We start from the raw sequence: 24,472 nt of genomic DNA, 5'->3' as shown, positions 1-24,472 counted from the left end.
CGATCATGGCAGAGCTGACGTTCAAGGCCCTCGTCCGCAAGACCGAGGCCAAGGAGAGGGCCCTGGCCCGCAACGCGGAGGGCGTCAAGCAGGCCGCGGACCGCATCAAGGACCTGGCCGACGACACCGCCTCCGACGCGGACGCGCTGGGTGCCAAGACCGTGGACCGCGACTCCCTGGCGGAGTGCCAGGAGCTGGCGAGGATCATCCGCGGGGTGTCGGACGGCGCGATCGACTACGCGTCGAAGACGGCCGACACCGCGAAGGCCGCGAAGGCCGCCGGGGACCAGGCCCGCACCACCCACGCCGGGTTCCAGGAGGCCTTCGACCGGTCGGACGTGACGGACCTGGAGAAGGTCTCACGCGACTGGTTCGAGCAGGAGTAGCACCACCGCACCACCCCTACCGACGCGCGGCCGCCCCCCGGGGATCGCGTTCCCAGCGGCCGGCCGCGCTCCTCGCACGTCACCCCGTTCCCAGACAGGAGAGTCCCGCCTGATGTCCACCACCATCACCAAGACCGTGCCGAACGCGGAGCCGGCGGAGCGCGCCGCCGCAGCGCTCCAGGTCCTCCTGCCCGTCGGGGTGGGCATCCTGGCCCCGTTCCTGGACCCGAACGCCGCGGCCTACGCCGGGATCGGCTTCGTGGCAGGAGCGACGTTCGCCGGCGCCAACTACATGAACCGCCTCGGCCGCTGGGCGAACCAGCTCCCCGGGATCGACATCGCGCGGGCGCACCGCGACACCATGGGAATCTCCACGATCACCACCGGCATGGGCCTCGCCCTGGGGCAGCTGGGCGGCGCCGAGGCGACCGACGCCCTGCTGGCCGGCGCCCTGGAGCCGCTCTCCATCCCCGGGATCCTGTCGCTGGGCTGGTGGGCCGCGGTCGTCTTCACCGGCTGGCGCCTGCGCCGCGTCTTCGGCCGCCGAAAGGTCGAGGTGGAGCAGACGCAGGCCCAGCAGGCGGTCCAGGCCGCCCCGGCCAACACCGGCGCCCCGGCCGCCGTGTCCATGGCCGACAAGATGATCGCGGCCTGGGGGCACGTGATCAGCGACCCGAAGAACGGCCGGCACAAGAACCAGGTGCTCTCCGATGTCGTGATCTACACCGACCGCTGGGAAGGCCGGATCACCGCCGCCCTCGGCGACTCCGTGAACGTCGCGAAGGACACCGTCTCCTCCCTCTTCGGCCGCACGGTCGACGACATCGACATGAAGGTAGGCGCGCACTCCGGCGAGGTCTTCATCACCGTCTGGTACACCCAGCGCGCGGAGCTCGACCCCTCCACCCTCCAAGGCGCCTGGAAGCGAGTCCGCGCACGGGTCCTCCCGAAGACCCACCTGGAAGAGGTCGGCCACGACGAGAACACCGGCGGCCAGGTGGCGCGCGTCGTCGCCGACGACGACCTGGACGCGCTGCCCCGCGTCGTCAACCTCGGCGAGCTCGCCGGCGCGCTGCGCCGGTCCATCGACCTCGTCTCCTACGAGCCGGGCCGGCGCGACCCCCGGCGCGCGATCATCCGCGTCATGGACCACAACCCCCTGGAGGCCGGCCACGACTTCCAGGGCCTGGACTCGCTCAAGGCCACCCCGGGCGGCTGGGTCAACATCGGCAAGATCGTCTCCGGCTTCCCGGCGAAGATCCAGCTGTTCGACCCGAAGCTGGGCGCCCTCCACGTCGTGATCGCTGGCACCACCGGCTCCGGCAAGGGCGGCACGGGCCAGATGATCAGCCTGGCGTACCACGCCAACAAGATGTCCCAGATCTACGGCGACCCCAAGGGCGCCAGCAACCCGGCAATCCCGAAGATGGCCGCCTACAGCGGCCTTACGAAGGAGGGCGCCCTGGGCGCCATGCGGCTGTCCTGGTGGGTCCTGCAGCACCGAATCGAAGAGGCCGCCCGTCTGGAGCTGAAGAACTTCGAGCCGTCCGCGATGCGGCCGTACTGCGCCACGATCCTGGACGAGGCCGCCCAAATGCTCGCCCCCGGCGCGCCGAACCGCAAGGAAGCCATCAAGATCGTCAAGGACGGCGCCTCCCTCACCCGCTCCCTGGGCATGCCCTGGGTCCTGATCAACCAGACCGTCAACCTCGACCAGCTCGGCGGCGAGCAGGCCATCCGCGCCAACCTCATCGCCGGCGGCACCTGGATCATCCTGCGCACCGACAGCGACCAGGTGAACCTCGGCGACCTCCCCCCTGGCTTCGAGGGAATCGACCCCTCCCTGATCCCGCCGGTGTGGGTGGAGGAGGACGACGCGCTGGTGTACGACCCGACCATGGAGGAGTCGGACCCGCGCCGCACCTTCGGCCTCGGATACGTCGCTGCCCCCGGCGGCCGTGCCGGGATGATGCGCATCGACACCCTTGAGGACGCCACTGATCACATCCGGCCGGAGAACATCCTCGCGCCGGTCGACGTCCCCTGGTGGGGCGACGAGGCGTACATGGAGGAGCTGGCCCGCACGCCGATCCCCGGGTTCGAGGAGAAGGACGGCGAAGGCGCTACCGGCGAGGCCGGGACCTCGTTCCCTGGTGTCGACCTCCCGAAGGCCAAGGAGCTCACTTCGGAGGAGAAGGTGCTGGCTGCCCTCCGCGATGAGTCCGACCCGATGTACGTGGACATGGTCGACGTCGGCGACGACATCGACCCTGGCGACGTCGACTACGTGGAGCGGGGCCAGCTTCAGGCCGCCTGTGGGGTCTCGGAGTCCACCTTCGCGAACGTCCTCAACAAGCTGGAGAAGGCGGGGAAGATCCACCGGATCAAGGAAGGGAAGACCTCGAAGGTGGCTCTCGGCCCGCGGCCGGAGGCCGCCGAGGAGGCCGCCTGACCCTCGAACCAGCTACCCCATATTCTATTGTCTTGACAATAGAATATGGGGTAGTGTCGTTTCCGCGCCGCCCACCCCGGCCCACGCACACCGCCCCTGCCCGACCAGCAGAAAGGCACCCCATGACCTACGACGACGCCTCCGCCCTCTACAGCGACAACCACCTCCGCTGCGTCATCACCAGCTTCGGCGAGAACCACACCGACAACCCCACCGGCGACGCCTTGCTCGTAGACACCCGCGCCCTGCGCAACCCCCCGGAGGACCCCGCCGTCCGCGAGCGCATGCTCAACTCCAACGGCCTCGACCGAGAGGTCCGCCACTACGTCATGGCCACCCGCGGCGCCCGCGAACTCGTCTCCCGCAACGCCGAGAAGGCCCTGATCCTCCTCGACCCCAAGAACCAGAAGCGCTGGGTCGGCACCGCCCAGCCCACCCGCGTCGACATCCACGTCATGTGCGGTGGCGGCCGCCACCGCTCCGTCGCCATCGCCGAGGAGATCGCCGCCTACCTCCGCGCCGCCGACGTCGGCTGCGAGGTCGAGCACCGCCACATCGACCGCCCCATCACCACCAAGCCGACCACCGCCACCGCCGCCCCGGCCTTCGCCCGCTACACGCTCGAACCCGGGCACATCGACGTCGGCGTCTACGGCTGGGAGCTGAAGGGCATCCGCCCCGACGGCGACGCAATCTCCGAGATCCACGAGGCCTTCACCCGCGACGAGGCCGCCGATGCCGTGGCCGCCCGCAGCTGGGCCGACCAGCTCATCGGCGCTCCGCAGGACTGGCGCCACGTACGCGAGCGCGGCTTCGACCGCTGGGAAGCCGGAACGCTCTGACCCCCCGCCAGGGGAGTACCGGGGATAGCACCTCAGACAAACGCCCGCCCGTGCGCCACGATGGTTCCTGCAGCGTCCGGGGCGCGCAATTCATGGTGTCCCCGCGCCCGTTACGGGCCCCGGACGTGCAAGAATTCCCCCCAGGTTCGCCCGCGCACCCCCGTCGCGGAGAACCTCACGGCCCCGCCGGTCTCCCCCGTCCGGCGGGGCCGCTCCATGCCCGGGGCTACTTCACCGGCTTCCACACCGAGCAGCGCTCTGACGTGAACTGCCCGTCCGACGAACGGATCGTCACCGTGATCTTCCGCGCGCTTGTGGCGAAGTTGTTGTCGACGATCTCCCCGGACTCCGAGGTCCGCTCCCAGTAGCAGCCGTCCATCTTGCCCTCGGCCCGGTACGTCCCCGGCGGGATCGTCTCGTCCTCCCCGGCGGCCGCCGGCTTCGACGACACCACGAACGTCCCGCTGCCGAACCACCGGTCGTACTTCCCGGACACCGCCTGCTTCAGCACGCCCGTCCACTTCGGGCACAGCTTCGGGATGCCCGCCTGCAAGATGGCCTTCCCGTCGCCGTCGAAGTTCCCCGCCTCCGCCAGCCACTGCGGCCGCGACGCTCCCTCGACGCCGCTCACCGGCAGCGATGCGCAGACATCCTCCACGAACGCCACCGCCGACCCCGCATACAGCTCGTCGACCTGCCAGCCGTTCTCCGCCGCGAGCGCCTTCAGCTCGTCCTGCGGGGAGGCTGGGGTGGCCGGCGCCGCCGTCGTCGGCTCCACCGGCATCTCGGTGGGCACCACCTCGGCCCCCGTCGTCGGGGTCACCTCTGGCGCCTTCGCCGACGACCCGTCACCACCCCCTGAACACCCCGACACCAGCAACACCACAGCCACGCCGACCGCCGCGGCCCCCACCCCTCGTACATGTCTCATGCCCGCGAATATGCCACCGCCGTCGGGCCCGGGGGATCGGATGCGCTCAGATCGGGGATCATCGAACGGAAGGCGCGGGGCCTGACCAGGAGCGGGAGCCCCCACCGCCATGCCCCATTCGCTGGCCGAGCAGGCCGAAGTCGCCGCCCGCCGCGCCGATCTGATCCGCCTGCGGCTCCGTGGCGTGCCCTTCAACGATCACCGCATCCTCGACCTCGGATACGCCAGCCCCGGAGCCGCGTCCAAGGACCTCATCCGCGCCCTGGAAGCCCACCGCGACGACGCCGCCGCCGAGGCCTCCGTCTACCGGCAGCAGGAGAACGAACGCCTCGACGCCCTCCTCGACGCCGTCTGGAGGCAGGCCACCACCGAGCGCCCCGTCTACGGCAAGGACGGCCAGTTCATCGGCAACGAGGTCGACATGCGCGCCGTCGACACCGTCCTCAAGCTCATGGACCGCCGCGCCAAGCTCAACGGCCTCGACGCGCCCGTGAAGACCGAGGTGTCCGGGCCCGGCGGGGGAGCGGTCCGCCTCGACCACGTCGGCCTCGCCGAGCTGAACAGGCTCATCGCCACCGCCGGCGACCCCGACACCGACGAGACGGACGACGACGAGGACGACGACCTGCGCTACGTCGACGAGGACGAAGATGACGACCGTACTTCGGCCTGACCTCGACCCCGACGTCGTCTCCGAGGCCGACGCCACGCTCCGGCTCATCACCGCCTACCGGAGGATGCGCCGCGCCGAGCGGCGCCGCGTCGCCCGCCGCGCCAGCCCCGAACTGCGGACCGTCCTCGCCGAAGTCGAGTACGCGATGGCGCTCGAACGCTCCCCAGGCTCCATGGCCGTCACCCTCACCGACGGCATCGAGATGCAGGCCCCGCACCTGGTCCTCATCGACCGGCTCTTCCAGCGGATGGCGCGCGGCGAGTCGGTCAAGGCGCTCATCACCATGCCGCCGCGGCACGGGAAGAGCCAGAGAGCAGCCCGGTGGGCGCCGCTGTGGTACCTGTCCCGGCACCCCGACCACCGCGTCATGATCGCCTCCTACGGCGCCGACCTCGCCGAGGAGCACTCCCGCTGGATCCGCGACGCCATCAAGACGTACGGCCCCCGCATCGGCCTCGCCCTCCACGCCGGCTCCCAGGCCGCGGCCCGCTTCGACCTCGCCGACCCCGTCACCGGAGACCGCCTGCGCGGCGGACTCGTCGCCGCCGGTGTCGGCGGAGGCCTCACCGGCAAGGGCGCCCACCTCGCGATCGTCGACGACCCCATCAAGGACGCCGCCGACGCCGAGTCCCCGACCCTCCGCCGCCGCCTCTGGTCCTGGTGGACCTCCGTCATCAACACCCGCCTGGAGCCCAACGGCAGCATTCTGGTCATCCAGACCAGGTGGCACGAGCAGGATCTCGCCGGTCGCCTCCTCGAAGGCGAGGACGCCGACGACTGGATCAAGATCGACCTGCCCGCGATCTGTGACTCCGCCGATGATCCGCTCGGCCGCCCGATCGGCGCCGCACTGTGGCCCGGCCGCTTCAACCGGCGCACCCTCAACAAGTTCCGCCGCGCTGTCGGCGAGCGCGTCTGGTGGTCGCTCTACCAGCAGAAGCCCCGCCCGCTCGAAGGCGGTGTGTGGAAGTGGCCCTGGATCACCGACCACCGCATCGGGCCCGTCGCACTCCGCGGTGTCGACCTCTCCCGCATTGTCGTCGCCGTCGACCACGCGGGCGGTGCCGACGACGTCAACGACGAGACGGGCCTCGTCGCGGCCGGCCGCACCGCCGACGGCCACTTCTACGTCGTCGCCGACCAGTCCGACCGGATGGGCGCCGACACCTGGGGGCACAAGGCCTGCCGTCTCGCCCTGGAAGTCGACGCCGACGCCATCGTCGTCGAGGACAACTTCGGCGGCGACATGGCCAAGCAGATCATCGTGCAGGCCTGGAAGGAGCTCACGGAGAGCGGCGAGACGAAGGGCCGGCTCATGCCCGCGGTCATCGAGGTCCACGCCAAGCAGGGCAAGCGGCTGCGCGCGGAGCCGATCGCGCAGCTCTACTCCCAGGGCCTCGTCCACCACGTCGGCGAACACCCCCGCCTCGAAGGGCAGCTCGTCACCTGGATTCCCGGCATGGACTCCCCGGACCGCATGGACGCCGCCGTCCACGCCCTCACCGAGCTCGCCGACCCCGCCGCCGCCCCGTCCACGAGCGGCTCGTACTCCGACCAGCGTCTCGCGGGGCGCCGATGAGAGATCGAAATCCTTCGGGAATCCAACTCTGAAAGGTTCCCGGCTCCAAGAATTCTTGGAGCCGGGATTTTCCACTAGCGAAAATTCTCAGTACATTGGACCTCGGCGCACTGCTCAGTACGCTGAGGTGGGCTCGCGACAACGCGAAGGGCTCCCCGCTGGTTGCGAGGAGCCGTCGCGGGAGTGTCCCGCTGGGACCGGCTACTTCATGATCACCTGGGCTACCAAACCGATTACGGTGATCACGAAGTTCCAAAAGTCCCAGTTGGGACCGTCGTCGTCCATCTGCTCCCCTCCAACCTCTCGGCAGTCTCACCGGGGTGTGTGCCGGGTGGGACGGGCAGCCGAGTTCCCCGGCCCAGCTGGCGTCGGAGTCAGGGTTGTTGGGTGGAGACGATCGATTCCGGTACCGAGTTTACGGGCCGTATCGGATCACAAGTTCCAGGCATAGCGCGCTTTTCTGTGTAATGCAGGCAAACGGCGATTCCCCCATCGGGGTGAATCTTGGCGAGCAGCCACCATCAGACCTCCGCGCCGTCCTTGGGGATCGAGGCCCGCCGCGCCCCGTACGCTGATCACATGGCGCGGGGCCTGGTAGCGGAGGGTGCCCCGTGGGCCTGTTCAGCGGCGTGAAGTCCGTCCTCATCGACGCGTGGGGCTGGGCGAACTACAAGCCGATCTACTCCGACGCCCTGGGCATGCCGCACCGCCGTGCGTTCCCCGAGGCTGCCGCCTCCTGGGTGCCGGCCGAGGACGAGCGGCGCCTGGCCGCCTACAAGCTGCTCGCCGCGTACGACAACAACCAGGCGGCCGAGCTGGCCGCGTTCCGGGACGGCGACGCCGCCCGCGAGCGCCGCGAGTTCGGAGACCCGAGCCTGTTCGTCGAAGCGGTCCTCGCGCACGTCCTGGGCGACGAGCAGACCATCGTCGTGCCCGGCGCTGAACAGACCGCAGCCCAGGACGAGCCGGGCACCGACCGCGCGATGGCCGAACGCGTCCAGACCCTGCTCCGCGCCTGGGCCGTGGACGAGCTCCTCGCCATGCGGGTCATGCAGACCGAGCGGAAGGCCGTCACCTACGGGGACGGCGTCTACCTCCTCGCCTGGGACCCGGCCAAGGGCCGCGTCCGCTGCAAGACCTACGACCCCGGCTTCTACTTCCCCGTCCTCGGCGAAGACGGCGACGCGACCGACTACCCCGAGCGCGTCCACCTCGCCTGGGAGCTCCCCGAGGACAAGAAGCGCGGCCTGAAGCCGCGGCTTCGCCGCATCACCTACGAGCTCGGCTGGATCCACCCAGCCACCACCTCCGGCATCGACCAGACCGGCCGGCCCGTGCGCACCCTGGTCGAGACTGAGCCCGACGACGGCACCCCCGCCCAGCCGGTCCTCGGCGTCGGCGACACCATCACCCCAGAGGGCCTGATCGTCCGCCAGTACCCGTGGAACGACACCCCGTCGCACTTCACCTGCTACCTCACCGACGCCACCTGGGACCTCGGCGACCTCAAGGGCCCCCACGACGTCGACGACCTGCCCATGGACAAGGCGCACTTCGCGACCAACGCCGCAGGCGAGGTCCTCGACCGGCTCGACCTCTACATCGACTTCCTCCCGATCGTCCACGTGCCCAACACCGTCCCCGACGCCGAGGAGCACTGGGGCACCTCGTCCCTCGCGAAGGTCTTGCAGGTCTTCGACGAGCTCTCCGGCACCGACACCGACTCCGCGAAGGCCTCCGCGACGACCGGCGCCCCGATCCTCGCGATCTCCGGCCGCGGCGGCAGCGGCCGGCGCAGCGAGATGGCCGTCGCCCCCGGCACCATCCTCGAACTCGGAGAGGGCGGCCGGCTCGACGCCGTCGACACCTCCCCGCAGCTCGCCGAGCTCCGCAACCGGACCACGGAGCTCTCGGAGCGGGCCGCGACCATCGCCCGGCTGCCCGCCGTCGCGCTCGGCACCGTCAACCCCACCGAGGTCCCCTCCGGCTACGCCCTGGAGATCTCCCTCGGCCCGCTCAACTCCCTCGTCGGCGCCATGCGCCTCGCCCGCGCGCACAAGTACGTCCTGCTGCTCAAGATGGTGCAGCGCCTCTCCCTGGCCGGGCAGCACCCCGACTGGGCCGGGGTCCGCCCGCAGCCCGCCGAGCTCGCCTTCGGCCCGTACACCCCGACCGACAAGGCCGCCGTCCTCGAGCAGGTCACCAACGCGGTCAAGGGCGGCGTCATGTCGCTGGAGACCGGCATCCGCATCCTCGCCGAGGCCGGCTGGCCCATGGAGGACGCCGAGACCGAGATCCAGCTCATCCAGTCCCGCCGCTTCGAGGACGCCCGGATCCTCGCCGACGCGACCGGCTCCACGAAGGCCGTCGGCGACTACCTCGGCATCGACATCGAGCCCGACCCGACGCCGCCCACGCCGCAGCTGCCCAATCCTGAGCAGAGCGTCGCGTCCGGTGAGCTATGACACAACGGCTCATACGCGTCGACCGCGATTGACACCTCCACTACCCTCGTGACGTCAGGTAGGCGAATGAGCAGCCCTGCTCACCTCCGCCGAGGCGTAGTTGCATCGGGTCAGACCCGCTGTGTGCTTGTGTGCAGACGAGCGCACTTTGAGTCGGGTACGCCGAGGCAACTGCGCTGCTGACAAGGACAGCTGAGGGGCCTGGGAACGAACAAGAGCCCCGCAGGGTGCCAGCCCTGCGAGGCTCTTGCCTGGCCCGTGCCCGGTCGATATCAGGTTCACGGATATCGGCTGGGCTTCAGCTGTTCTACCACCAGACCCGAGCGGCCCTGTACAGCTCCTGACCGGCCTCGGTCGCAGCCCCCTTGAGCAGACCCACCATCACCGCGATGGCGGCCAGCACCAAGAGGCGGCGGAACAACCTCTTGCGCCTCTCGAACCAACTCCTCATGATCGTCTCCTTGTCTCCGAGGGCGGAGTCTGTCTCCGCACGAGGGCGCAGACAGGAGAGCCAGACGAGTCGTTTCGAGGGGCAGACTACGGCAGCGACGTCTACCAGCACACGCAAAGGGGCCGCACTGTAAGCCTCCTCACTTTCCGTCAAAAAAGATGCGGGCGGCCGTACTCGATCTTCAGAGGTTTCGCAGCGCGCAGCCGCCTTCATGGAGATCCGGCACGACCTGGGGGAACGACCCGGCGAATGTGTGCTCTCCTTGGATCAAGGCGCGGGGCCTGACGAACTTCTCTCGGGAGGTAGTGCCCCCATGCGCCGCCCCGCGCTGTACCGCCCTACGCCGGCCGACACCGCCTGGTCCCACCCGTACGCGGGTGTCGACGCGCTCGCCGTCTTCTACAACTCCGGCGGCACCGAGCCGGTCGTGCCGCCCGCCCCGGTCGTTCCGCCGGCGCCGAGCCCGGCCGACATCCCGCCGCGCCCGACGCCGCCCGCGCCGCCAGCCCCCGCCGGTCCGGGCCCTCTCCTCGACCGCGACTCCGGCCTGCCGATGACCCAGGAGCGCCTGAACACCCTGATGGCGACGCAGCAGGGCCGCGGCCGCCGCAAGCTGCTCCGCGAGCTCGCCGAGGCGTCCGGCCTCTCCATCGACGTCGACAACTTCGACCCGACCACCTTCGGGACCCTGCTCAAGGGCGCCGAGGACGCACGGAAGGCACAGCTCACCGAGGCGCAGAAGACGGCGGAGGAACTCACCGCCCGGGAGGCGGCCCTGACGGCCCGGGAGCAGGCCGCGCAGGCCCGCGAGGACGCCGCTGCCGCCCGCGACCGCGAGTCCAAGGTCCGTGCCGCGCTCGCCCGCCTCAACGCCCACGGTGACGACCAGGACGACGCGTACGAGCTGGTCAAGGGCAAGCTCCCCGACGGCGCCGACGACGCGGCCATCACCGCGGCCGCCGAAGCGCTCAAGGAGCGCCGCCCGACGCTCTTCGGCGGCACCCCCGCGGCGCCCCCGCTCCCGCCCGCCCCCGGTGGCGCCCCGGCCGGCGGCCCGCCGCCGCGCACCCCCGCTGGCGGCAAGGACGCCCTCCGAGAGGCGGCCCGCCAGCGCGCGATCGACATGGGGCTGCGCTCGGCCGACGCCGCCTGACCAACCCGCACCACCACAGCCTGGGACCACGCCCAACCCCTCGTGGACGGCACCACGCAGTGCCTCACCACCGTTTCCGCGATCACCGCGAAAGGGGTTCGGCGTGGACATCCAGCCGTACACCACCAGCGAGACGCTCTCCGTCGGCCGCCCGTGGCTGATGAGCATGCTCGGCATCGAAGCGAACCAGACGGTCACCCTCGACCTGACCGCCTTTGACCAGAACATCCACTGGCTGGAGGCGTCGAAGTACCAGCCCGAGAGGCGGCTGAAGTCCGGCATCCCCCTTGGCCGGAACACCGCCACCGGGCTGTACGAGCCGTACGCGGCCGTCACCAACGAGGTCCAGTCCGTCACCGTCACCGGCGCCCCGACCGGCGGCACATTCACCCTCACGCTCAACGGGCAGACCGCCGCCGCCATCGCGTACAACGCGACCGCCGCGGCCGTGCAGGCGGCGCTCGTCGCCCTGTCGAACATCAACCCGGGCGACGTCACCGTCACCGGCAACGCCGGCGGCCCCTACACGGTCACGTTCGGCGGCCAGTACCTGGGCGACAACGTGACCCAGATGACCGCCACCGCGTCCCTGACCGGCGGCACCACCCCGGGCGTCACCGTCGCCACCACCACGGGCGGCGGCACAGCGACCGCCTCCGACGGCACCCAGCTCTTCGCCGGGTTCCTCTTCACCGAGGTCAGCTTCTACCCCGGCTCCACCAAGGCCGCCGCGCCGCTGATGGTCCACGGCCAGATCGACGTCGCCAAGCTGCCGGTCGCCTTCGACCCGAAGGACGTCCCGGCCGGCTCCAACACCCAGTTCGTCTACAAGGTCTGAGGAGGCCCCCATGCCGAACGACATGCTTGAGGTCCTCCTGCGGGACATCAACCCGACCGAGATCAACGCCTTCGTGCGCGAGATCCAGACCCCCGCGGACTACGCGCTCACCCAGTCCGTCTTCCCCGAGCGCACCGTGAACTCGGTGAAGTGGCAGATCCGCGGCACCCGCCGCCGGGTCGCCGCCGCCACGTACCGCGCCTGGGACGCCCAGACCCGCGTCGCCACCCGGCAGATCGAGCGCTGGGCGACCGAGGGCAAGCTCCTCCCGCTCGGCCAGAAGTACATCATCGGCGAGCTCGAGACCATCCTGGAGAACATCCAGCGCGGCATGGACTCCAAGGACCTCGTGACAGCCATCTACGACGATGCGGCCGCGCACGTGCTGTCCGTCAAGCACCGCATGGAGCTCGCCGCCGGCGACTGCCTCGTCGACGGCAAGTTCACGCTTCAGGGCGAGAACAACCTCATGCTGGAAGCCGACCACAAGGTCCCCGCGGCGAACATGCCGACCGCCCCGGTCGCCTGGACCAACCCGGCCGCCGACATGCTCGGCGACGAGCTCCGCTGGATCGAGCTGCTCCGCAAGACCGGCGCCCCGCGCCCGACCCGCGCGCTCACCTCCTACAAGGGCATGGCCCTGGCCATGGCGAACGACAGCTACCGCGCCGCGTACTACGGCTCGGTCAACAGCGCCTCCACCATCCCCACGGCCGTCCTCGCCCCCAACGAGGTCAACGTCGTCCGCGGCCGCTACGGCCTGCCGCCGATCGTCGACTACGACGTCACCATCCCGCTGGAGGACGGCACCGACGTCCGCCCGTTGCCCGAGAACATGTTCTTCCTCCTGCCGCCGGACGCCCGCCAGATGGGCGAGACCCAGTACGGCCTCACCGCCGAGGGGATGGTGCTGTCCTCGGGCGGCAACCCGTCCATCGACCGCGAGGAGGCCCCGGGCATCATCGTCACCTCCGGCTACGAAGACGACCCGGTCCAGGTGTGGACGAAGGGCGCTGCCGCGGCGATGCCCGTCATGTACACCCCGGACATCCACATCGCCGCGACGATCTGGTGACCGCCATGACTGCTGCCCAGCTTCGGACCACCGTCTTCGTGAAGGACCCCGACACCCACCAGACCGTCGAGCTGCACCCGGGCACCTGCCCCGAGCCCCGGCTCGCCGCCCTGGTGACCAACCCGTCCGCCTGGGTCGACGGCAAGCTCCCGCGTCTGCGCCTGCCGCAGAAGCCGGCGCCCGACGCCGACCAGCAGGAGACGCCACAGGACCCTCGCCAGGGGGACGGCGACGGCCCGGGGGACACCCCGGGCGCCGACTCCGACACCGGATCCGACAAGGACTCCTCGCCCTCCGCCGAGCCCGACGAGGGCACCGAGGGCTCCGAGGAGAAGCCGCCCACCCGGGCGGCCAAGAAGACGGCCGCGCGCAAGCCGGCTGAGACCGCCGCCGAGGGCACCGGCGGTCAGTAAGCGAGTACGGGCCCGGCCCCGGTGGGGGCGCCAGGGCCGGACCCGTACCCGTGTCCCTTCCCGCCCCGCCGCCTACCCGGAGATCCCGCATGGATGCCGCCGTACGCGCCTGGCTCATCTCGCAGCTCGGCACCAGCACCGACCTCGCCGATCTCGACAACCGCTACGCCCGCCTCGGAGCCGCCCGCCCCGTCGCCCTGGAGCTCCTGCGCGAGCGCCTCGCCGCGCTCATCCACGACCAGCCCAGCACCCTCGCCGTCTCCGGCGTCGTCTCCCTCTCGTACAGCGAGAACATCCGCGCCCTCGAACGGCACATCGCCGCCCTGGCCAACGGCGAGCCCCCGGCGCCCGACGACCCCACCGGCCCGAGCGGCGCCCCCGACGGCCTCGGCATCCTCCAACTCGTCGAGCGACCCCGCAGATGACCACCCCGCTCCAGCCGGCCGCCCCAGAGCGCGACGCCGCCATCGCCTCCGCCGCGTTCGCGCTCGCCGCCGCCTGGGCCCAGCTGCACCGCGCCCAGCTCGAGACCATCCGCGCCCTCGAACTGCAGCGAGCCGACCGGGCACGCGGCGCGATCCAGCGCGTCCGCCGCACCCTGCAGACCTTCACCACCGCGGTCGCCGTCTTCGACCGCGCCGCCCGCGCCGTCGCCGAACGATGGGCAGCCCAGGACCTCCCGCTGCTCTACCGCTCCGGCGCCACCCTCGCGCTCGCCCGCGCCCTGCGCCACCTCCCGCTCGACCACCGGTCGTTCACCTGGACCGACCGGCACCAGGCCGCCATCACCAGCCTGTCGGCGCGGTACTACACCGACCTCATCACCCGCATCCAGGAGACCGTCCGCCGCGCGCAGGCCTTCACCCGCACCGCGCAGGTCCAGGCCCGCACCACGGCCGGCGTCGACCGCCGAGCCCTCCTCGACCGGCACGGACTGGACACCGTCGTCTACCGCAACGCCGCCAAGCACCCCGTGGACGCCTGGGCCCGCGCCGCCCTCGGCCAGCAAGCCACCACCACCGTCAACACCGCCGCCCTCACCCTGGGCCGCTACGACCTCGACGCCCACTGGTTCGAGTGCATCGACGGCAGCGAGTGCGGCTTCACCGGCCACAACGACCTCGACAAGGCCAACGGCACCATCCGCTCCGCCGAAGACGCCGAGACCTGGCCCATCGCCCACTTCGGCTGCATCCGCCAGTGGATCCCCCGCCCCGACCTCACCACCGCCCCCGGCCTCGAATCAGGAGCAGACCTCTGATGCGGATCTACATCACCGACGGCACCCGCACCGTGCAGCTCACCGCCAGCACGCGCGAGCGGACCAGCCTGAAGGACGCCGAGAAGACCGTCCGCCGCCTGTTCGCCGCGCTCCCCGGCCCGGCCCCGGACAAGCCGAACCCGATCGGCTTCACCGTCGCCGTGCGCTCCGGCACCGAACTCGCCAACGACTCCGACGGAACCGAGGAGGACCGGGCGTGAACGAACAGACCTTCGCCGACGAACCGCACACCGTCCGCATCACCGCCGACGGCCACACCGCCACCGTCGTCCTCGACGGTGCCGACATGAGCAGGGCGCTCGCCGGCTACACCCTGGAGCACCGCGTCGGGCAGCCGCCGCTCCTCGTCCTGTACCCCTCGCCCCGCCACTCCGCCGCCTTCGACGGCCTGGCGCACGTCGCCGTCGCCGAGACGACCGACCCGGGCCCGGCCGTCGCCGAGTTCCTGCGCCACATCAACCCGACCGCGCTCGACCAGGCCGCGCTCCAGCGCAACGACCTCGACGGCTCCCCGAACGAGCTCACGAAGGCGATGCTGGCGCAGCTCATCGACTGGGCGGAGGGCCGCACATGACCATCCCCCTCCCGGGTCTCGACCGCGCCCTGGCCGGCGTCGTCCGCTGGATCGACAAGCACCTCCTCGTCGACACCGTCCGCATCGTCCTGCCCGGCGCGGGCGAGCCCGTCCTCAACCCGGCCACCGGGGAGCTGGAGCACCCGGCTGACACCGTCCTGTACGAAGGGCCCGGCGCCGTCATCCGCCCCACCGCCCAAGGCGACCTCGTCTCCATCCCCGACTCCCAACTCCCGTGGACCGGCAACATCCGCTCCCGCTACCGGCTCCTCACCCCGCTTGACCACCCCGGCTTCCCCAAGGACGCCCAGGCCACCATCACCGCCGTGCACAACCCGGCCAACGCCGACCTGCTCGGCCGCTCCTGGATCTGCTCCGACGCCACCGACGCCGCCACCGTGCAGGCCGTACGCATCACCGGCCTCGACCAGAACCCCGGGCCCACGCCATGACCCCGGACGAGATGGCCGACCGCCTCGACCGCGCCGCCGCCCGGGTCCCCGACGCCATCTACAAGGCGGTCGACCACACCGGCGTCCTCGGCCAGGCCCGCATCCGCGGCAACGCGTCTGGCCGGCCCGGACCGAACGTCATCACCGGCGCCTACCGGCGCTCCTGGGTGTCAGTGCCTCGCCGGATCCCGTACGGCGCTCAGTGCACCCTCGGCACCACCGCGCCGCAGAGCCGCCGCCTGGAGTGGGGCTTCACCGGCATCGACTCGCTGGGCAGGCACTACGACCAGCCGCCGTTCCCGCACGTCGGGCCGGCCATCGACTTCATCACCATGACCCTCCACGCCCAGATGCGCTTCGCCGTCGCGGAGGTACTCGCATGATCGAGAAGAGGGCCGTCACCAACGCCGTCCTCGCCCTCCTTGCCGAGACGACCGGCCTGCCCGTCGGCCGCGGCCGCCTCCCCGCCGGCGCAGGCCTGCGCTACTACGTCCTCTACAGCCTGGACACCGCCGTGTCCGGGCCGCCGCTGGCCGACGAGCACGACGACCTGAGCGTCGTCTACCAGGTGACGTCGGTGTCGGCCCCCGACCCGGCCAAGCCCGGCAGCGCGGGCAGCGCCGAGCAGGCGGAGTGGCTCGCCGACAAGGCCCGTACGGCGTTCCTCGCCCGCAATCCGGCCACCGGCCACTGGCTGCACGATCTGCCCGTCCCGGGCGCCGTCGTGATGACCCGTGAGCTCGACACCGAACCCGGGGGAACGAATGATCCAGCCGATGCCATCATGAGCTACGTGCAGCGCTTCAGGTTCACCCTGACGCCCGCCTGACCCCGGTCAGGCTTGACCCGCACCGCGGCGGGACCCCCACGCGGACGCCACCACGCAGTGGCCGCCATCACCACCGCGCCTTCAAGGGGTCCCACGCATGCCCAGGTTCTCCCGTCGTGGCAAGACGAAGATCCTCTTCGCCACCACCATCGCTTCCAGCGCCTACATCCCCACCCGCGGTGAGCTCGGCACCGCCACCAAGCTGACCAAGGCCGTCGCCGCCGTCGAGGGCTTCCAGCTCGAGAACAGCCCGATCGACACCCCCGACCTGGAATCCAAGTTCACCTCGAAGATCGAGGGCGAGGACCAGGCCGCCGACTCCACCCTCACCTTCTACGAGGACGACACCGACGACGCCCTGGAGACCGCCCTGGCCAAGGGCACCAGCGGCTTCGTCATCTTCCTGCGCAAGGGCGACGTCCCCGGCTCCAACTCCATGGACGTCTACCCGGTCACCGTCGCCTCGAAGTCCTCGACGATCACCCTCGACAACGAGGCCGCGAAGTGGATGGCGAAGTTCGTCATCACCGACACCCCCGCCCTGAACCTCTCGGTCCCGCCGGCCGGTACGGACGAGGTCCAGTCGATCGCGATCACCGGCACCCCGACCGGCGGCACCTTCACCTTGACGTTCTCCGGCCAGACGACCGCGGCCATCGCCTTCAACGCCGCCGCGTCGGCCGTGCAGACCGCCCTCGAAGGCCTCGCCAACATCAACCCCGGAGACGTCGTCTGCGCCGGCGGCCCGCTCCCGGGCGCCGCCGTCACGGTCACCTTCGGCGGCCAGTACGACGGCCAGAACGTGGCCCAGATGACCGCCTCGGGCGCCGGCCTGACCGGCGGCACTACCCCCGCCGTCGCCGTCACCACGACCACGCCCGGCGGCTGACCCTCCGCCACCCCCACCCCGACTCCCGGCCGGGCGCCCCAGCGTTCGGGAAGGGGCGCCGCGAGCGCCCGGCCGGGTCCCCCCTTCCCGTGATGGAGGAACACCCCCATGCCCCCGAAGACCCGCACCACCCAGTCGCCGGCCGCCCGAGCCCGCGCCCGCCAGCGGCCCGTGCTGAAGATGACGATCTGCGACGACGCCGCCATCAAGACCACCCTGGACCTCGCCCGGCATACGCTGCGCCGCGCGAAGGCCGACGCCGCCAACCGGCCCGGCGACCAGGTCATCGCCGAAGCCGTCACGCTCGCCCAGCAGGAGCTGGACGCCGCACAGGCCGCGTTCGACACCGAGGCGTACGACCTGCGGTTCCAGGCGCTGCCCCGCGGCGACTTCGAGGGCCTGAAGAAGCTGCACCCGCCCACCGAGGCCCAGGCCGAGGAAGGCTATGAGGTCAACGTCGAGACGTTCGGCCCGGCTCTGGTCGCTGCGGCGTCCCTGGACGAGCTCACCGTCGATGACGCCCGCAGCTTCCTGGAGACCTGGGGTGAAGCTGAGGCCGCCCAGCTCTTCAACACGGCCTGGAACGTGCAGAACGAGACCCGCGCGGACGTGGGAAAAGGCTGATCGCCGATGACCGGTTCCGCACCGAGCTGGAGCTGTGCGACCGCTGGGGCATCCCCTACAGCCAGTGGCGCGGCGCCGGGACCGGCACCTGGACCGCCCGGGATCGGGAGATGGCCCTCGCCTACCGCGACTACACGCGGACCGTGTGCGCGCAGTGCGGGACCCGGCACGAGGACTGGGACCACGGCGGTAGCGACGACACCGAGGACGCCTACGTGGCCGTCGTCCAGCGGTGCATCGGCTGCCAGGTCATCGCCGACAAGCAGGAGGAAGCCGCCCAGGGCGGCGACCTCCACGGCAAGAAGATCGCGCTCATCCCGTACGCCGTGCACGCGGCCCGCGAGGTCGAGCGCGACCTGAAGGAACGCGAGCGGCGCGCGCGGCGCCGAGACCGAGACGACGAGTAGAAGGAGGGCGGCCTGGTGGCGAACTGGACCCTGTCCGTGGACATCCGGGGCACGGGCAGCAGCCTGTCCCGCGAGCTGCGGCAGGCCGCCACCCACTCCCGCGCGCTCGGCGCCCACACCCGCACGGCCCGCACCCACGTCGCCGGGCTCGGCCGCGACGCGAACACCGCCGCGCGCCACGTGCGCTCCTTCGGCTCGGCCGCCCGCACCGCCGCCCGCGACGTCGACCGCTTCGGCGCCAGCGCAGAGCGCGCGGGGCTCCGCCTGGGCCGGTACGGCGCCGCCGCCCGCACCTCGCAGCAGCACCTGAACGCCCTCAGCGCGAACTCCCGAACCGCCGGCCGGGACCTGGCCCGCATGTCCGGGCAGATCGACAACGCCGTCCGCGACCTCACCCGCCTCGCCACCGCCGCCGAGCGCGCGGCCGCCCGCACCAGCAGGGTCGGCGACCGCGGCGCCGCCTCGATGCGCCGCTACGCCGACGAGACCGGCCGGATGCGCCACCAGCTCACCGGCGCGGCCGCGGTGCTGTCCGGCGGGGCGCTCGTCATGGGCGGCGCCGAGCTGGTCAAGGAGGGCAACGAGTACCAGCAGGCGATGAACACGTTCGGTGCCGTCACCGGTGGCACGGCCGTGCAGATGCGCCGGGCGGCGCTGACGGCGAACCAGCTCGGCAACGACCTGAGCCTGCCAGCCGCGACCGCGACCGACGCGGCCGAGTCCATGGTCGAGCTGGCGAAGGCCGGCTTCCGCACCGAGCAGGCCATCTCCTCGACCCGGGCCTCCCTCGTCCTCGCATCGGCCGCGCAGGTCAACGCCGCCGACTCCGCGAAGTACCTCGGCGACATGATGGACCAGTTCGGCATGGGCGCCGACCTGGCGCAGGTCGCCGCCGACACCCTCGCCGCGACAGCGAACGCGGCGTCCGGCGACATCATCGACATCTACTACGCGATGAAGTACGCCGGGCCGGTCGCCCACGGCCTCGGCGTCTCCATGCAGGAAGCCGCCAGCGGCGTCGGCATGCTCGGCAAAGCCGGCATCCTCGGCCAGACAGCAGGCACCACCCTGCGCGGCATCTTCACCAACCTGGCCAAGCCGACCCCGCAGATGAAGGAAGGCCTGAAGGCCCTCGGCATCGAGGCGTGGACTGCCGAGGGCCGCTTCAAGGGCCTGCGGTACGTCGTCGAGAAGCTGTCCGCCGCACAGCACGACCTGACCCAGCAGGACTTCACCGCCGCCGTCGCCAAGGCCTTCGGGAAGCCCGCCATGTCCGGCGCCATCGCGCTGGCCCACCAGGGCGTCGATTCCTACGACGCGCTCATCCAGGCCGTCTCCCGCACCGGTGCCGCCTCCGACATCGCAGCCGCCAAGGGCAAAGGCCTCGCCGGCGCCATGCTCCAGCTCAAGACCCAGGCGAGGCAGACCGGCCTCACCCTCTACACCGGAGCCGCCCCCGGCCTGGAGTACCTCACCCGCGCCGTCACCTCCGGGCTCGCCCAGGCCACCCCGAGGATCGAGCAGTTCTTCCAGTACGCCAACGACTTCGCGACCCTGTTCGGCCCCGGCATCGCCGCCGACGCCCACCGCACGTTCGGCGCGGTGCAGGACGCCGCCTCGGACATGCTCGCCCCGTTCACGGACGGCGCGCTCGACCTGGCGGCGACCGCCCTGCACGTCCTGATGACCGCCGGCCGCATGGCCGTCACCGTCCTGGAGAACCTTGCCGACGGCGCCACCCCCGTCTTCGAAGCGCTCGGCGACATCACCAACGGCAGCTCGGGCGCCGCGACCGCGCTCGACACCGTCGTCTACGTCCTCGACCTCGCCGCCTCCGCGATCGAGGTCCTCTCCACCGTCCTCGGCCCCGTCGGCCAGATGGTCGGCGGCCTGGTCTCGATGTTCGGCGCGCTGCCCGGCCCAGTGCAGTCCGCCGTCTTCGCCATGCTCCTCATGCGCCGGGTCGGGCCCGTCGCCAGCGGCCTCGCCAGCACGGTCGGCGGCCGGCTCACCGGCGCCTACCGCAGCCTCGGCGAGCAGATGCGCATCCAGCAGGCCCTCGCCACCGCCTCAGGCACCTCCATCAACCGCTACGGCGCGGCGCTCGCCGTCCTGCAGACCCGCGTCACCACCGTCGGGCAGATGGGCGCCGCGTTCCGTACGGCCTCCGGCCAGGCCACCGGCTTCGCCAGCAGCCTGCGCGGCGTCACCGCCGCCGCCGGGACCGGCCTGCGCACCGCTGTGGGCGGCCTGGTGGGCGCGCTCGGCGGCCCGTGGGGCCTCGCCCTGACCGGCGCCGCCATCGGCCTCGGCATGCTCGCCTCTCTCCAGCAGAAGGCCGCGGCCGCCGCCCGCGAGCACGAGAACCAGATCGCGAACCTGTCCGCCGCGCTGCGCGAGTCCAACGGCCTCGTCGACGAGAACGTCCGCCAGGTCGCCATGCAGACCCTCATGGCGACGAAGATCAAGACGACGCTCGACGGCCAGCAGCGCCTCGTCGACGTCGCCAAGCGCGCTCGGATCCCCATGTCCGAGCTCGTCGACGCCTACACCAACCAGGGCTCCTCCCTCGACGACCTCCAAGACCGCCTCGCCGCGGCCGCCGCGGCCCAGAAGACGTGGAACCTGGACGCCGAGACCGGCGTCGGCGCCGAGGGCTTCACCGTCGCCGGGCGCGCCGCCGACGACCTGCGGGTCGGCATCGGCGGCCTCGCCGGCGACTTCCGCAAAGCAAAGGACGACGCCGAGGCCTTCGCCCAGGGCGTCGCCAAGGCCGGGAAGAACACCACCGCCTACGACCTGCTCAAGCGGTCCGTCGGCCAGCTCGCCGACAAGACCGCCGACGCCGACTCCCGTACCCGCGCCCTACGCGAAGCCCTCGACCTGCTGTCCGGCGGGTCGGTGTCCCTCCAGGCCGCGCAGGCCCGCGTGAACGAAGCCGTCACCCGCGCCACCGAGGCCATGGCGAACGGCATCGACAAGTCCAAGGGCTACGGCCAGGCACTCATCGGCCAGAACGGCACGATCAGCACCGTCACCGCCAACGGCCAGGCCCTCTTCGACACCTACAACACGATCGCCGACTCGTCGGCCGCCGCGGCGATCGCCGCGTACGACTTCGCCCTCTCCCAGAACCAGGGCGTGCCCGCAGCCATCGCCGCCGCGCAGCGGGAGATGAAGAAGGGCCGCGACGCCGCGCTGAAGGTCGCCGACGGCTACGGCATCGGCGCCGAGGCCGCCGAAAAGATGGCCGACTCCATGGGCCTGATCCCCGGCCAGGTGACCATCCTCCTGCAGACCAAGGGCGTCGACACCGCCCTCGCCGAGCTCATCGCCATCCAGGCCGAGTTCGCTCGGACGCCGAAGGCGAAGACCATCAAGGTCGACGCCCTCGGCGCCGACGCCAAGCGCGAGCTCGAGGAGATCGGCTACCAGATCGAGCTGATCCCCGGCACCCGCGAGTACAAGATCACCGCCCCGACGGCCCAGGCCCGAGGGCAGCTCGACCTGCTCATCGAGAAGCTTGCCGCGACCGACGGCAAGACCCTCGACATTAAGGCGCCTTCGGTCGCCGCCGTCCGTGAGCTGCAGGCCATCCAGGACAAGGTGGCCGCCACCCAAGGCAAGACCCTCACCATGGCCGCACCGACCGGCGCAGCCCGCGAGCAGCTCCAGCAGCTCGGTTTCTCCATCCGCGACAACGCCCGCGACAAGACGGTCACCATCACGGTGCCCACCAACAGCCCCATCTCGGCCGCCGCCCAGATCCAGAACGCCATCGACAACATCCACGGCAAGCAGGTCGGCATCGGCGTCTACATGTCGGCGTCGGCTGGCGACCGCGACGCCAACGGCGTCCCGGACATGATCCAGGCCCGCGCGACCGGCGCCGTCGTCGACTACTACGCCACCGGCGGCATCCGCGGCCGCGCCGTCGACCCGGGGGACCGGCCGAACCAGCACATCGCGCAGATCGCCCCGGCCGGCTCCTACCGCGTCTGGGGCGAGCGGGAGACCCAGGGCGAGGGCTACGTCCCCTTCCGGACCGACGCACGCCCCCGCTCCCGCGCGATCACCGAGGAGATCGTCCGGCGCCTCGGCGGCGACCCCTCCGGCATCCAGTGGAACGCCACCGGGTCCGTCACCGACTGGCGCTACGACCCGCAGACCGGCGCCCTGTTCTCCCCCTCCGACGCCGGGCAGGCCGCGCACCGCACCAAGAAGGTGAAGGTCAAGGGCAAGGTGAAGGAGGTCGACTTCTTCGACCTCGGCGCCCTGGAGCGCAAGCTGAAGCAGTCGTCCGCGCAGATGCGGTGGTGGCAGGGCGACCTCGCCGTCGTCGCCGAACGCGCCGGTTCCGACGTCGCGCAGGCCCTCGCGTCCATGGGCGCCGACGGCGTCTCCCTGACCAAGAAGATGGCGCGCGGCTCGACCAAGTACGTCAACGAGATGGCCGCCGCCCTGCGCGGCCTGGCCACCACCGCGAAGGTGTCGCTGACCGACTACACCCGCTCCCTGAACGCCGTCACCGCCACCGACGCGCGATTCGCGCAGAACCTGGCGACCCTCGCGGCCCGCGGCTACGGCGACCTCGCACGGCAGCTCGCCGCCCAGGGCGACGAGACCGCCATCAGCCTCGCCGCGTCGGCCGTCGCCGACCGGCGCAAGGCCGGCACCGCGAACACCGCGGCGAAGAAGGCCAACGCGCAGCTCACCAGCGAGCAGGTGCAGCAGCTCGTCGCCGTCATCGCCTCCATCAGCTCCTCCAAGACCGGCCTGCACGACGTCGCCGCCACCACCGGCCTCGGCGAGGACGAGATCATCGACATCGCCAACCGCGCCACCGGACAGATCCGGTCCGCCCTGGGCGCCCGCGCGGGCAAGTTCCTGACCGACCTGGCGAAGGCGAACCGCGGCCAGGCGTACGCCGACGGCGGCATCCGCGCAGGCATCTACAGCACGAACGCCGGCCTGATGACCTTCGCCGAGCCCAGCACCGGCGGGGAAGCCCTGGTGCCCCTCGGCGCCCACAAGCGCAGCAAGGCCCTCCCGGTCCTCGCCGAAGCCGCGCGCCGCCACGGCCTCGGCCTGACCGACGTCCGCGGCTCCCAGCAGGTCGTCGTCCTCAAGGACGCCGGCGACACCAACATCACCGTCTCCACGCTGCGCACGGGCGCCAGCGCCCGCGACATCGCCGCCGAGATCGGCCACCAGCAGCGCCGAGCGCGTCGAGGGGGAGTGGCAAACCGATGACCGACCCGACCCTGACCACCGGGCAGCTCGACCTCGCCGGCGTCGTCATCGGCAAGGGCACCAGCGTCCAGATCCGCGACATCTCCGGCCTGGGCCGGCCGCCCGTACGCGAGGAGGACTTCGACCAGCCGTCCATGGACGGCGCCTGGCCCGGTCCGGACTACTACGCCACCCGCGAGATCCGCATCGACGCCGCCATCCGCACCCCCGGTGACCGCGCGGCCGCCCTCGACGTCCTCGCCGCCCTCCAGCAGCCGCTGCACGCCCCGGCCGTACGCCTGGCCGGCGGCGCCACGCACACCCTGCGCATCGCCTGGCCCGGCCGGCCCGTCAAGCGCCTCCAGGGCCGCGTCCGGCTCCTCGACGCCGACGTACGCCAGGCCATCCACGGATACGTCCCCCTCGACATCTCCTTCGCCGCCACCGACCCGCTCTGGTACTCCGACACCGAGACCGTCACCGAGATCCCCCTCGGCTGGCTCACCGGCGGCGGGTTCCGCGCACCCGTTCACGCCCCGATCCACGTGCAGAACGGCACGGTCGCCGCCGACCGGCCCGGCTGGGTCACCAACACCGGCACTGCCGACGCCTGGCCCGTCCTGCGGATCACCGGCCCGTGCGCGAACGTCACCGTCACCCACGTTCCCACCGGCCGGACGCTCGCCCTTCCCACCGCCAACCTGACCGCCGGCCAGTGGATCGAGATCGACACCCGCCCCGGATTCCGAACCGTCACCAGAGAGAACGGCGGCAACGCGCTCTCTCTGCTTGCCCCCGCCTCACGGATCGACCAGTTCGCCGTCCCGCCTGGGACCAGCGAGATGCGGTTCACCGCCTTCGACGCCACGAACACCGCCCGCCTGCGCCTGACCTGGCGCGGCACCTACACCGCCCTCTGAGGAGC

General features: G+C 71.6%; 24 protein-coding genes. 22 read left to right on the top strand and 2 right to left on the bottom strand.

What is annotated here, in order from left to right; genetic code table 11:
- Positions 1-5: 5 nt before the first annotated feature.
- The 3 genes from ABD981_RS05005 (at position 6) to ABD981_RS04995 (ending at position 3,680) form a co-directional block, all read left to right on the top strand.
- Complete coding sequence (locus tag ABD981_RS05005; protein WP_046909216.1) at positions 6-386, top strand: hypothetical protein; 381 nt, start codon at positions 6-8, stop codon at positions 384-386.
- 112 nt (positions 387-498) lie between these two features.
- The gene (locus ABD981_RS05000; RefSeq protein ID WP_046909217.1) at positions 499-2,838 is read left to right on the top strand and encodes a hypothetical protein; all 2,340 of its coding nucleotides are present in this window, start codon (positions 499-501) and stop codon (positions 2,836-2,838) included.
- A 122-nt stretch (positions 2,839-2,960) separates the two neighbouring features.
- Complete coding sequence (locus ABD981_RS04995; RefSeq protein ID WP_123954693.1) at positions 2,961-3,680, top strand: RapZ C-terminal domain-containing protein; 720 nt, start codon at positions 2,961-2,963, stop codon at positions 3,678-3,680.
- A gap of 226 nt (positions 3,681-3,906) precedes the next feature.
- Here ABD981_RS04995 and ABD981_RS04990 read toward each other — a convergent pair whose 3' ends face one another.
- Positions 3,907-4,503, bottom strand: coding sequence for an Rv1352/Rv1906c domain-containing protein (locus ABD981_RS04990; RefSeq protein ID WP_046909218.1), 597 nt, complete (start codon positions 4,501-4,503; stop codon positions 3,907-3,909).
- 217 nt (positions 4,504-4,720) lie between these two features.
- Between ABD981_RS04990 and ABD981_RS04985 the strand changes: the two genes are divergently transcribed.
- The 3 genes from ABD981_RS04985 to ABD981_RS04975 all read left to right on the top strand — a co-directional run bounded on the left by ABD981_RS04985 (position 4,721) and on the right by ABD981_RS04975 (position 9,328).
- Positions 4,721-5,284: a hypothetical protein gene (locus tag ABD981_RS04985; RefSeq protein WP_046909219.1), complete on the top strand. Its 564-nt coding sequence runs from the start codon at positions 4,721-4,723 to the stop codon at positions 5,282-5,284.
- Positions 5,262-6,863, top strand: coding sequence for a terminase large subunit domain-containing protein (locus ABD981_RS04980; protein ID WP_046909220.1), 1,602 nt, complete (start codon positions 5,262-5,264; stop codon positions 6,861-6,863). Before ABD981_RS04985 ends, ABD981_RS04980 begins: the two co-directional genes overlap by 23 nt.
- Positions 6,864-7,474: 611 nt before the next feature.
- Positions 7,475-9,328 carry a hypothetical protein gene (locus ABD981_RS04975; RefSeq protein ID WP_046909221.1) on the top strand — a complete coding sequence of 618 codons (1,854 nt, stop codon included), beginning with the start codon at positions 7,475-7,477 and terminating at the stop codon, positions 9,326-9,328.
- A gap of 307 nt (positions 9,329-9,635) precedes the next feature.
- Here ABD981_RS04975 and ABD981_RS04970 read toward each other — a convergent pair whose 3' ends face one another.
- Positions 9,636-9,779, bottom strand: a complete 144-nt coding sequence (locus ABD981_RS04970) for a hypothetical protein (RefSeq protein WP_165590967.1) — start codon at positions 9,777-9,779, stop codon at positions 9,636-9,638.
- 313 nt (positions 9,780-10,092) lie between these two features.
- Here ABD981_RS04970 and ABD981_RS04965 point away from each other — a divergent pair, with 313 nt between their 5' ends.
- The 16 genes from ABD981_RS04965 (at position 10,093) to ABD981_RS04890 (ending at position 24,467) form a co-directional block, all read left to right on the top strand.
- Entirely contained in the window at positions 10,093-10,932 is an 840-nt protein-coding gene (locus tag ABD981_RS04965; protein ID WP_046909222.1) for a phage scaffolding protein, read from the top strand.
- Between the two features lie 103 nt (positions 10,933-11,035).
- Positions 11,036-11,770: a hypothetical protein gene (locus ABD981_RS04960; protein ID WP_046909223.1), complete on the top strand. Its 735-nt coding sequence runs from the start codon at positions 11,036-11,038 to the stop codon at positions 11,768-11,770.
- A gap of 10 nt (positions 11,771-11,780) precedes the next feature.
- A complete protein-coding gene (locus tag ABD981_RS04955; protein ID WP_046909224.1) occupies positions 11,781-12,845 on the top strand; it encodes a major capsid protein in 1,065 nt (354 codons plus the stop codon).
- Positions 12,846-12,850: 5 nt separating this feature from the next.
- Positions 12,851-13,258: a hypothetical protein gene (locus ABD981_RS04950; protein ID WP_131723895.1), complete on the top strand. Its 408-nt coding sequence runs from the start codon at positions 12,851-12,853 to the stop codon at positions 13,256-13,258.
- An 89-nt stretch (positions 13,259-13,347) separates the two neighbouring features.
- Positions 13,348-13,683 (top strand): hypothetical protein, encoded by a 336-nt coding sequence (locus tag ABD981_RS04945; protein WP_046909226.1) that lies wholly within the window; start codon positions 13,348-13,350, stop codon positions 13,681-13,683.
- Positions 13,680-14,519 (top strand): hypothetical protein, encoded by an 840-nt coding sequence (locus tag ABD981_RS04940; protein ID WP_123954694.1) that lies wholly within the window; start codon positions 13,680-13,682, stop codon positions 14,517-14,519. Before ABD981_RS04945 ends, ABD981_RS04940 begins: the two co-directional genes overlap by 4 nt.
- On the top strand, positions 14,519-14,740 hold the full coding sequence (locus tag ABD981_RS04935; protein WP_046909227.1) for a hypothetical protein: 222 nt from the start codon (positions 14,519-14,521) through the stop codon (positions 14,738-14,740). The genes ABD981_RS04940 and ABD981_RS04935 overlap by 1 nt, the downstream gene beginning before the upstream one ends.
- Positions 14,737-15,114 carry a hypothetical protein gene (locus ABD981_RS04930; RefSeq protein WP_046909228.1) on the top strand — a complete coding sequence of 126 codons (378 nt, stop codon included), beginning with the start codon at positions 14,737-14,739 and terminating at the stop codon, positions 15,112-15,114. Before ABD981_RS04935 ends, ABD981_RS04930 begins: the two co-directional genes overlap by 4 nt.
- The gene (locus ABD981_RS04925) at positions 15,111-15,566 is read left to right on the top strand and encodes a DUF6093 family protein (RefSeq protein ID WP_046909229.1); all 456 of its coding nucleotides are present in this window, start codon (positions 15,111-15,113) and stop codon (positions 15,564-15,566) included. Before ABD981_RS04930 ends, ABD981_RS04925 begins: the two co-directional genes overlap by 4 nt.
- Entirely contained in the window at positions 15,563-15,949 is a 387-nt protein-coding gene (locus tag ABD981_RS04920; RefSeq protein ID WP_046909230.1) for an HK97 gp10 family phage protein, read from the top strand. Before ABD981_RS04925 ends, ABD981_RS04920 begins: the two co-directional genes overlap by 4 nt.
- The gene (locus ABD981_RS04915) at positions 15,946-16,395 is read left to right on the top strand and encodes a hypothetical protein (protein WP_046909231.1); all 450 of its coding nucleotides are present in this window, start codon (positions 15,946-15,948) and stop codon (positions 16,393-16,395) included. The genes ABD981_RS04920 and ABD981_RS04915 overlap by 4 nt, the downstream gene beginning before the upstream one ends.
- Positions 16,396-16,492: 97 nt before the next feature.
- Positions 16,493-17,284 (top strand): phage tail tube protein, encoded by a 792-nt coding sequence (locus ABD981_RS04910; RefSeq protein ID WP_046909232.1) that lies wholly within the window; start codon positions 16,493-16,495, stop codon positions 17,282-17,284.
- 108 nt (positions 17,285-17,392) lie between these two features.
- A complete protein-coding gene (locus ABD981_RS04905) occupies positions 17,393-17,908 on the top strand; it encodes a hypothetical protein (protein WP_046909233.1) in 516 nt (171 codons plus the stop codon).
- A gap of 110 nt (positions 17,909-18,018) precedes the next feature.
- Positions 18,019-18,315, top strand: a complete 297-nt coding sequence (locus ABD981_RS04900; RefSeq protein ID WP_046909234.1) for a hypothetical protein — start codon at positions 18,019-18,021, stop codon at positions 18,313-18,315.
- 15 nt (positions 18,316-18,330) lie between these two features.
- The gene (locus ABD981_RS04895) at positions 18,331-23,568 is read left to right on the top strand and encodes a phage tail tape measure protein (RefSeq protein WP_046909235.1); all 5,238 of its coding nucleotides are present in this window, start codon (positions 18,331-18,333) and stop codon (positions 23,566-23,568) included.
- Positions 23,565-24,467 carry a phage distal tail protein gene (locus ABD981_RS04890; protein ID WP_046909236.1) on the top strand — a complete coding sequence of 301 codons (903 nt, stop codon included), beginning with the start codon at positions 23,565-23,567 and terminating at the stop codon, positions 24,465-24,467. The genes ABD981_RS04895 and ABD981_RS04890 overlap by 4 nt, the downstream gene beginning before the upstream one ends.
- Positions 24,468-24,472 lie beyond the last annotated feature (5 nt).

This window comes from Streptomyces showdoensis (assembly GCF_039535475.1).
GTDB lineage: Bacteria > Actinomycetota > Actinomycetes > Streptomycetales > Streptomycetaceae > Streptomyces > Streptomyces showdoensis.
Note: the sequence above shows the minus strand (reverse complement) of the source record. Positions and strands in the feature narration are given on the sequence as shown.

Coding starts and splice junctions, on each gene's coding strand:
- ABD981_RS05005 (WP_046909216.1), top strand. CDS start 6: ATGGCAGAGCTGACGTTCAAGGCCCTCGTCCGCAAGACCGAGGCCAAG.
- ABD981_RS05000 (WP_046909217.1), top strand. CDS start 499: ATGTCCACCACCATCACCAAGACCGTGCCGAACGCGGAGCCGGCGGAG.
- ABD981_RS04995 (WP_123954693.1), top strand. CDS start 2,961: ATGACCTACGACGACGCCTCCGCCCTCTACAGCGACAACCACCTCCGC.
- ABD981_RS04985 (WP_046909219.1), top strand. CDS start 4,721: ATGCCCCATTCGCTGGCCGAGCAGGCCGAAGTCGCCGCCCGCCGCGCC.
- ABD981_RS04980 (WP_046909220.1), top strand. CDS start 5,262: ATGACGACCGTACTTCGGCCTGACCTCGACCCCGACGTCGTCTCCGAG.
- ABD981_RS04970 (WP_165590967.1), bottom strand. CDS start 9,779: ATGAGGAGTTGGTTCGAGAGGCGCAAGAGGTTGTTCCGCCGCCTCTTG.
- ABD981_RS04965 (WP_046909222.1), top strand. CDS start 10,093: ATGCGCCGCCCCGCGCTGTACCGCCCTACGCCGGCCGACACCGCCTGG.
- ABD981_RS04955 (WP_046909224.1), top strand. CDS start 11,781: ATGCCGAACGACATGCTTGAGGTCCTCCTGCGGGACATCAACCCGACC.
- ABD981_RS04950 (WP_131723895.1), top strand. CDS start 12,851: ATGACTGCTGCCCAGCTTCGGACCACCGTCTTCGTGAAGGACCCCGAC.
- ABD981_RS04945 (WP_046909226.1), top strand. CDS start 13,348: ATGGATGCCGCCGTACGCGCCTGGCTCATCTCGCAGCTCGGCACCAGC.
- ABD981_RS04940 (WP_123954694.1), top strand. CDS start 13,680: ATGACCACCCCGCTCCAGCCGGCCGCCCCAGAGCGCGACGCCGCCATC.
- ABD981_RS04935 (WP_046909227.1), top strand. CDS start 14,519: ATGCGGATCTACATCACCGACGGCACCCGCACCGTGCAGCTCACCGCC.
- ABD981_RS04925 (WP_046909229.1), top strand. CDS start 15,111: ATGACCATCCCCCTCCCGGGTCTCGACCGCGCCCTGGCCGGCGTCGTC.
- ABD981_RS04920 (WP_046909230.1), top strand. CDS start 15,563: ATGACCCCGGACGAGATGGCCGACCGCCTCGACCGCGCCGCCGCCCGG.
- ABD981_RS04915 (WP_046909231.1), top strand. CDS start 15,946: ATGATCGAGAAGAGGGCCGTCACCAACGCCGTCCTCGCCCTCCTTGCC.
- ABD981_RS04910 (WP_046909232.1), top strand. CDS start 16,493: ATGCCCAGGTTCTCCCGTCGTGGCAAGACGAAGATCCTCTTCGCCACC.
- ABD981_RS04905 (WP_046909233.1), top strand. CDS start 17,393: ATGCCCCCGAAGACCCGCACCACCCAGTCGCCGGCCGCCCGAGCCCGC.
- ABD981_RS04900 (WP_046909234.1), top strand. CDS start 18,019: ATGGCCCTCGCCTACCGCGACTACACGCGGACCGTGTGCGCGCAGTGC.
- ABD981_RS04890 (WP_046909236.1), top strand. CDS start 23,565: ATGACCGACCCGACCCTGACCACCGGGCAGCTCGACCTCGCCGGCGTC.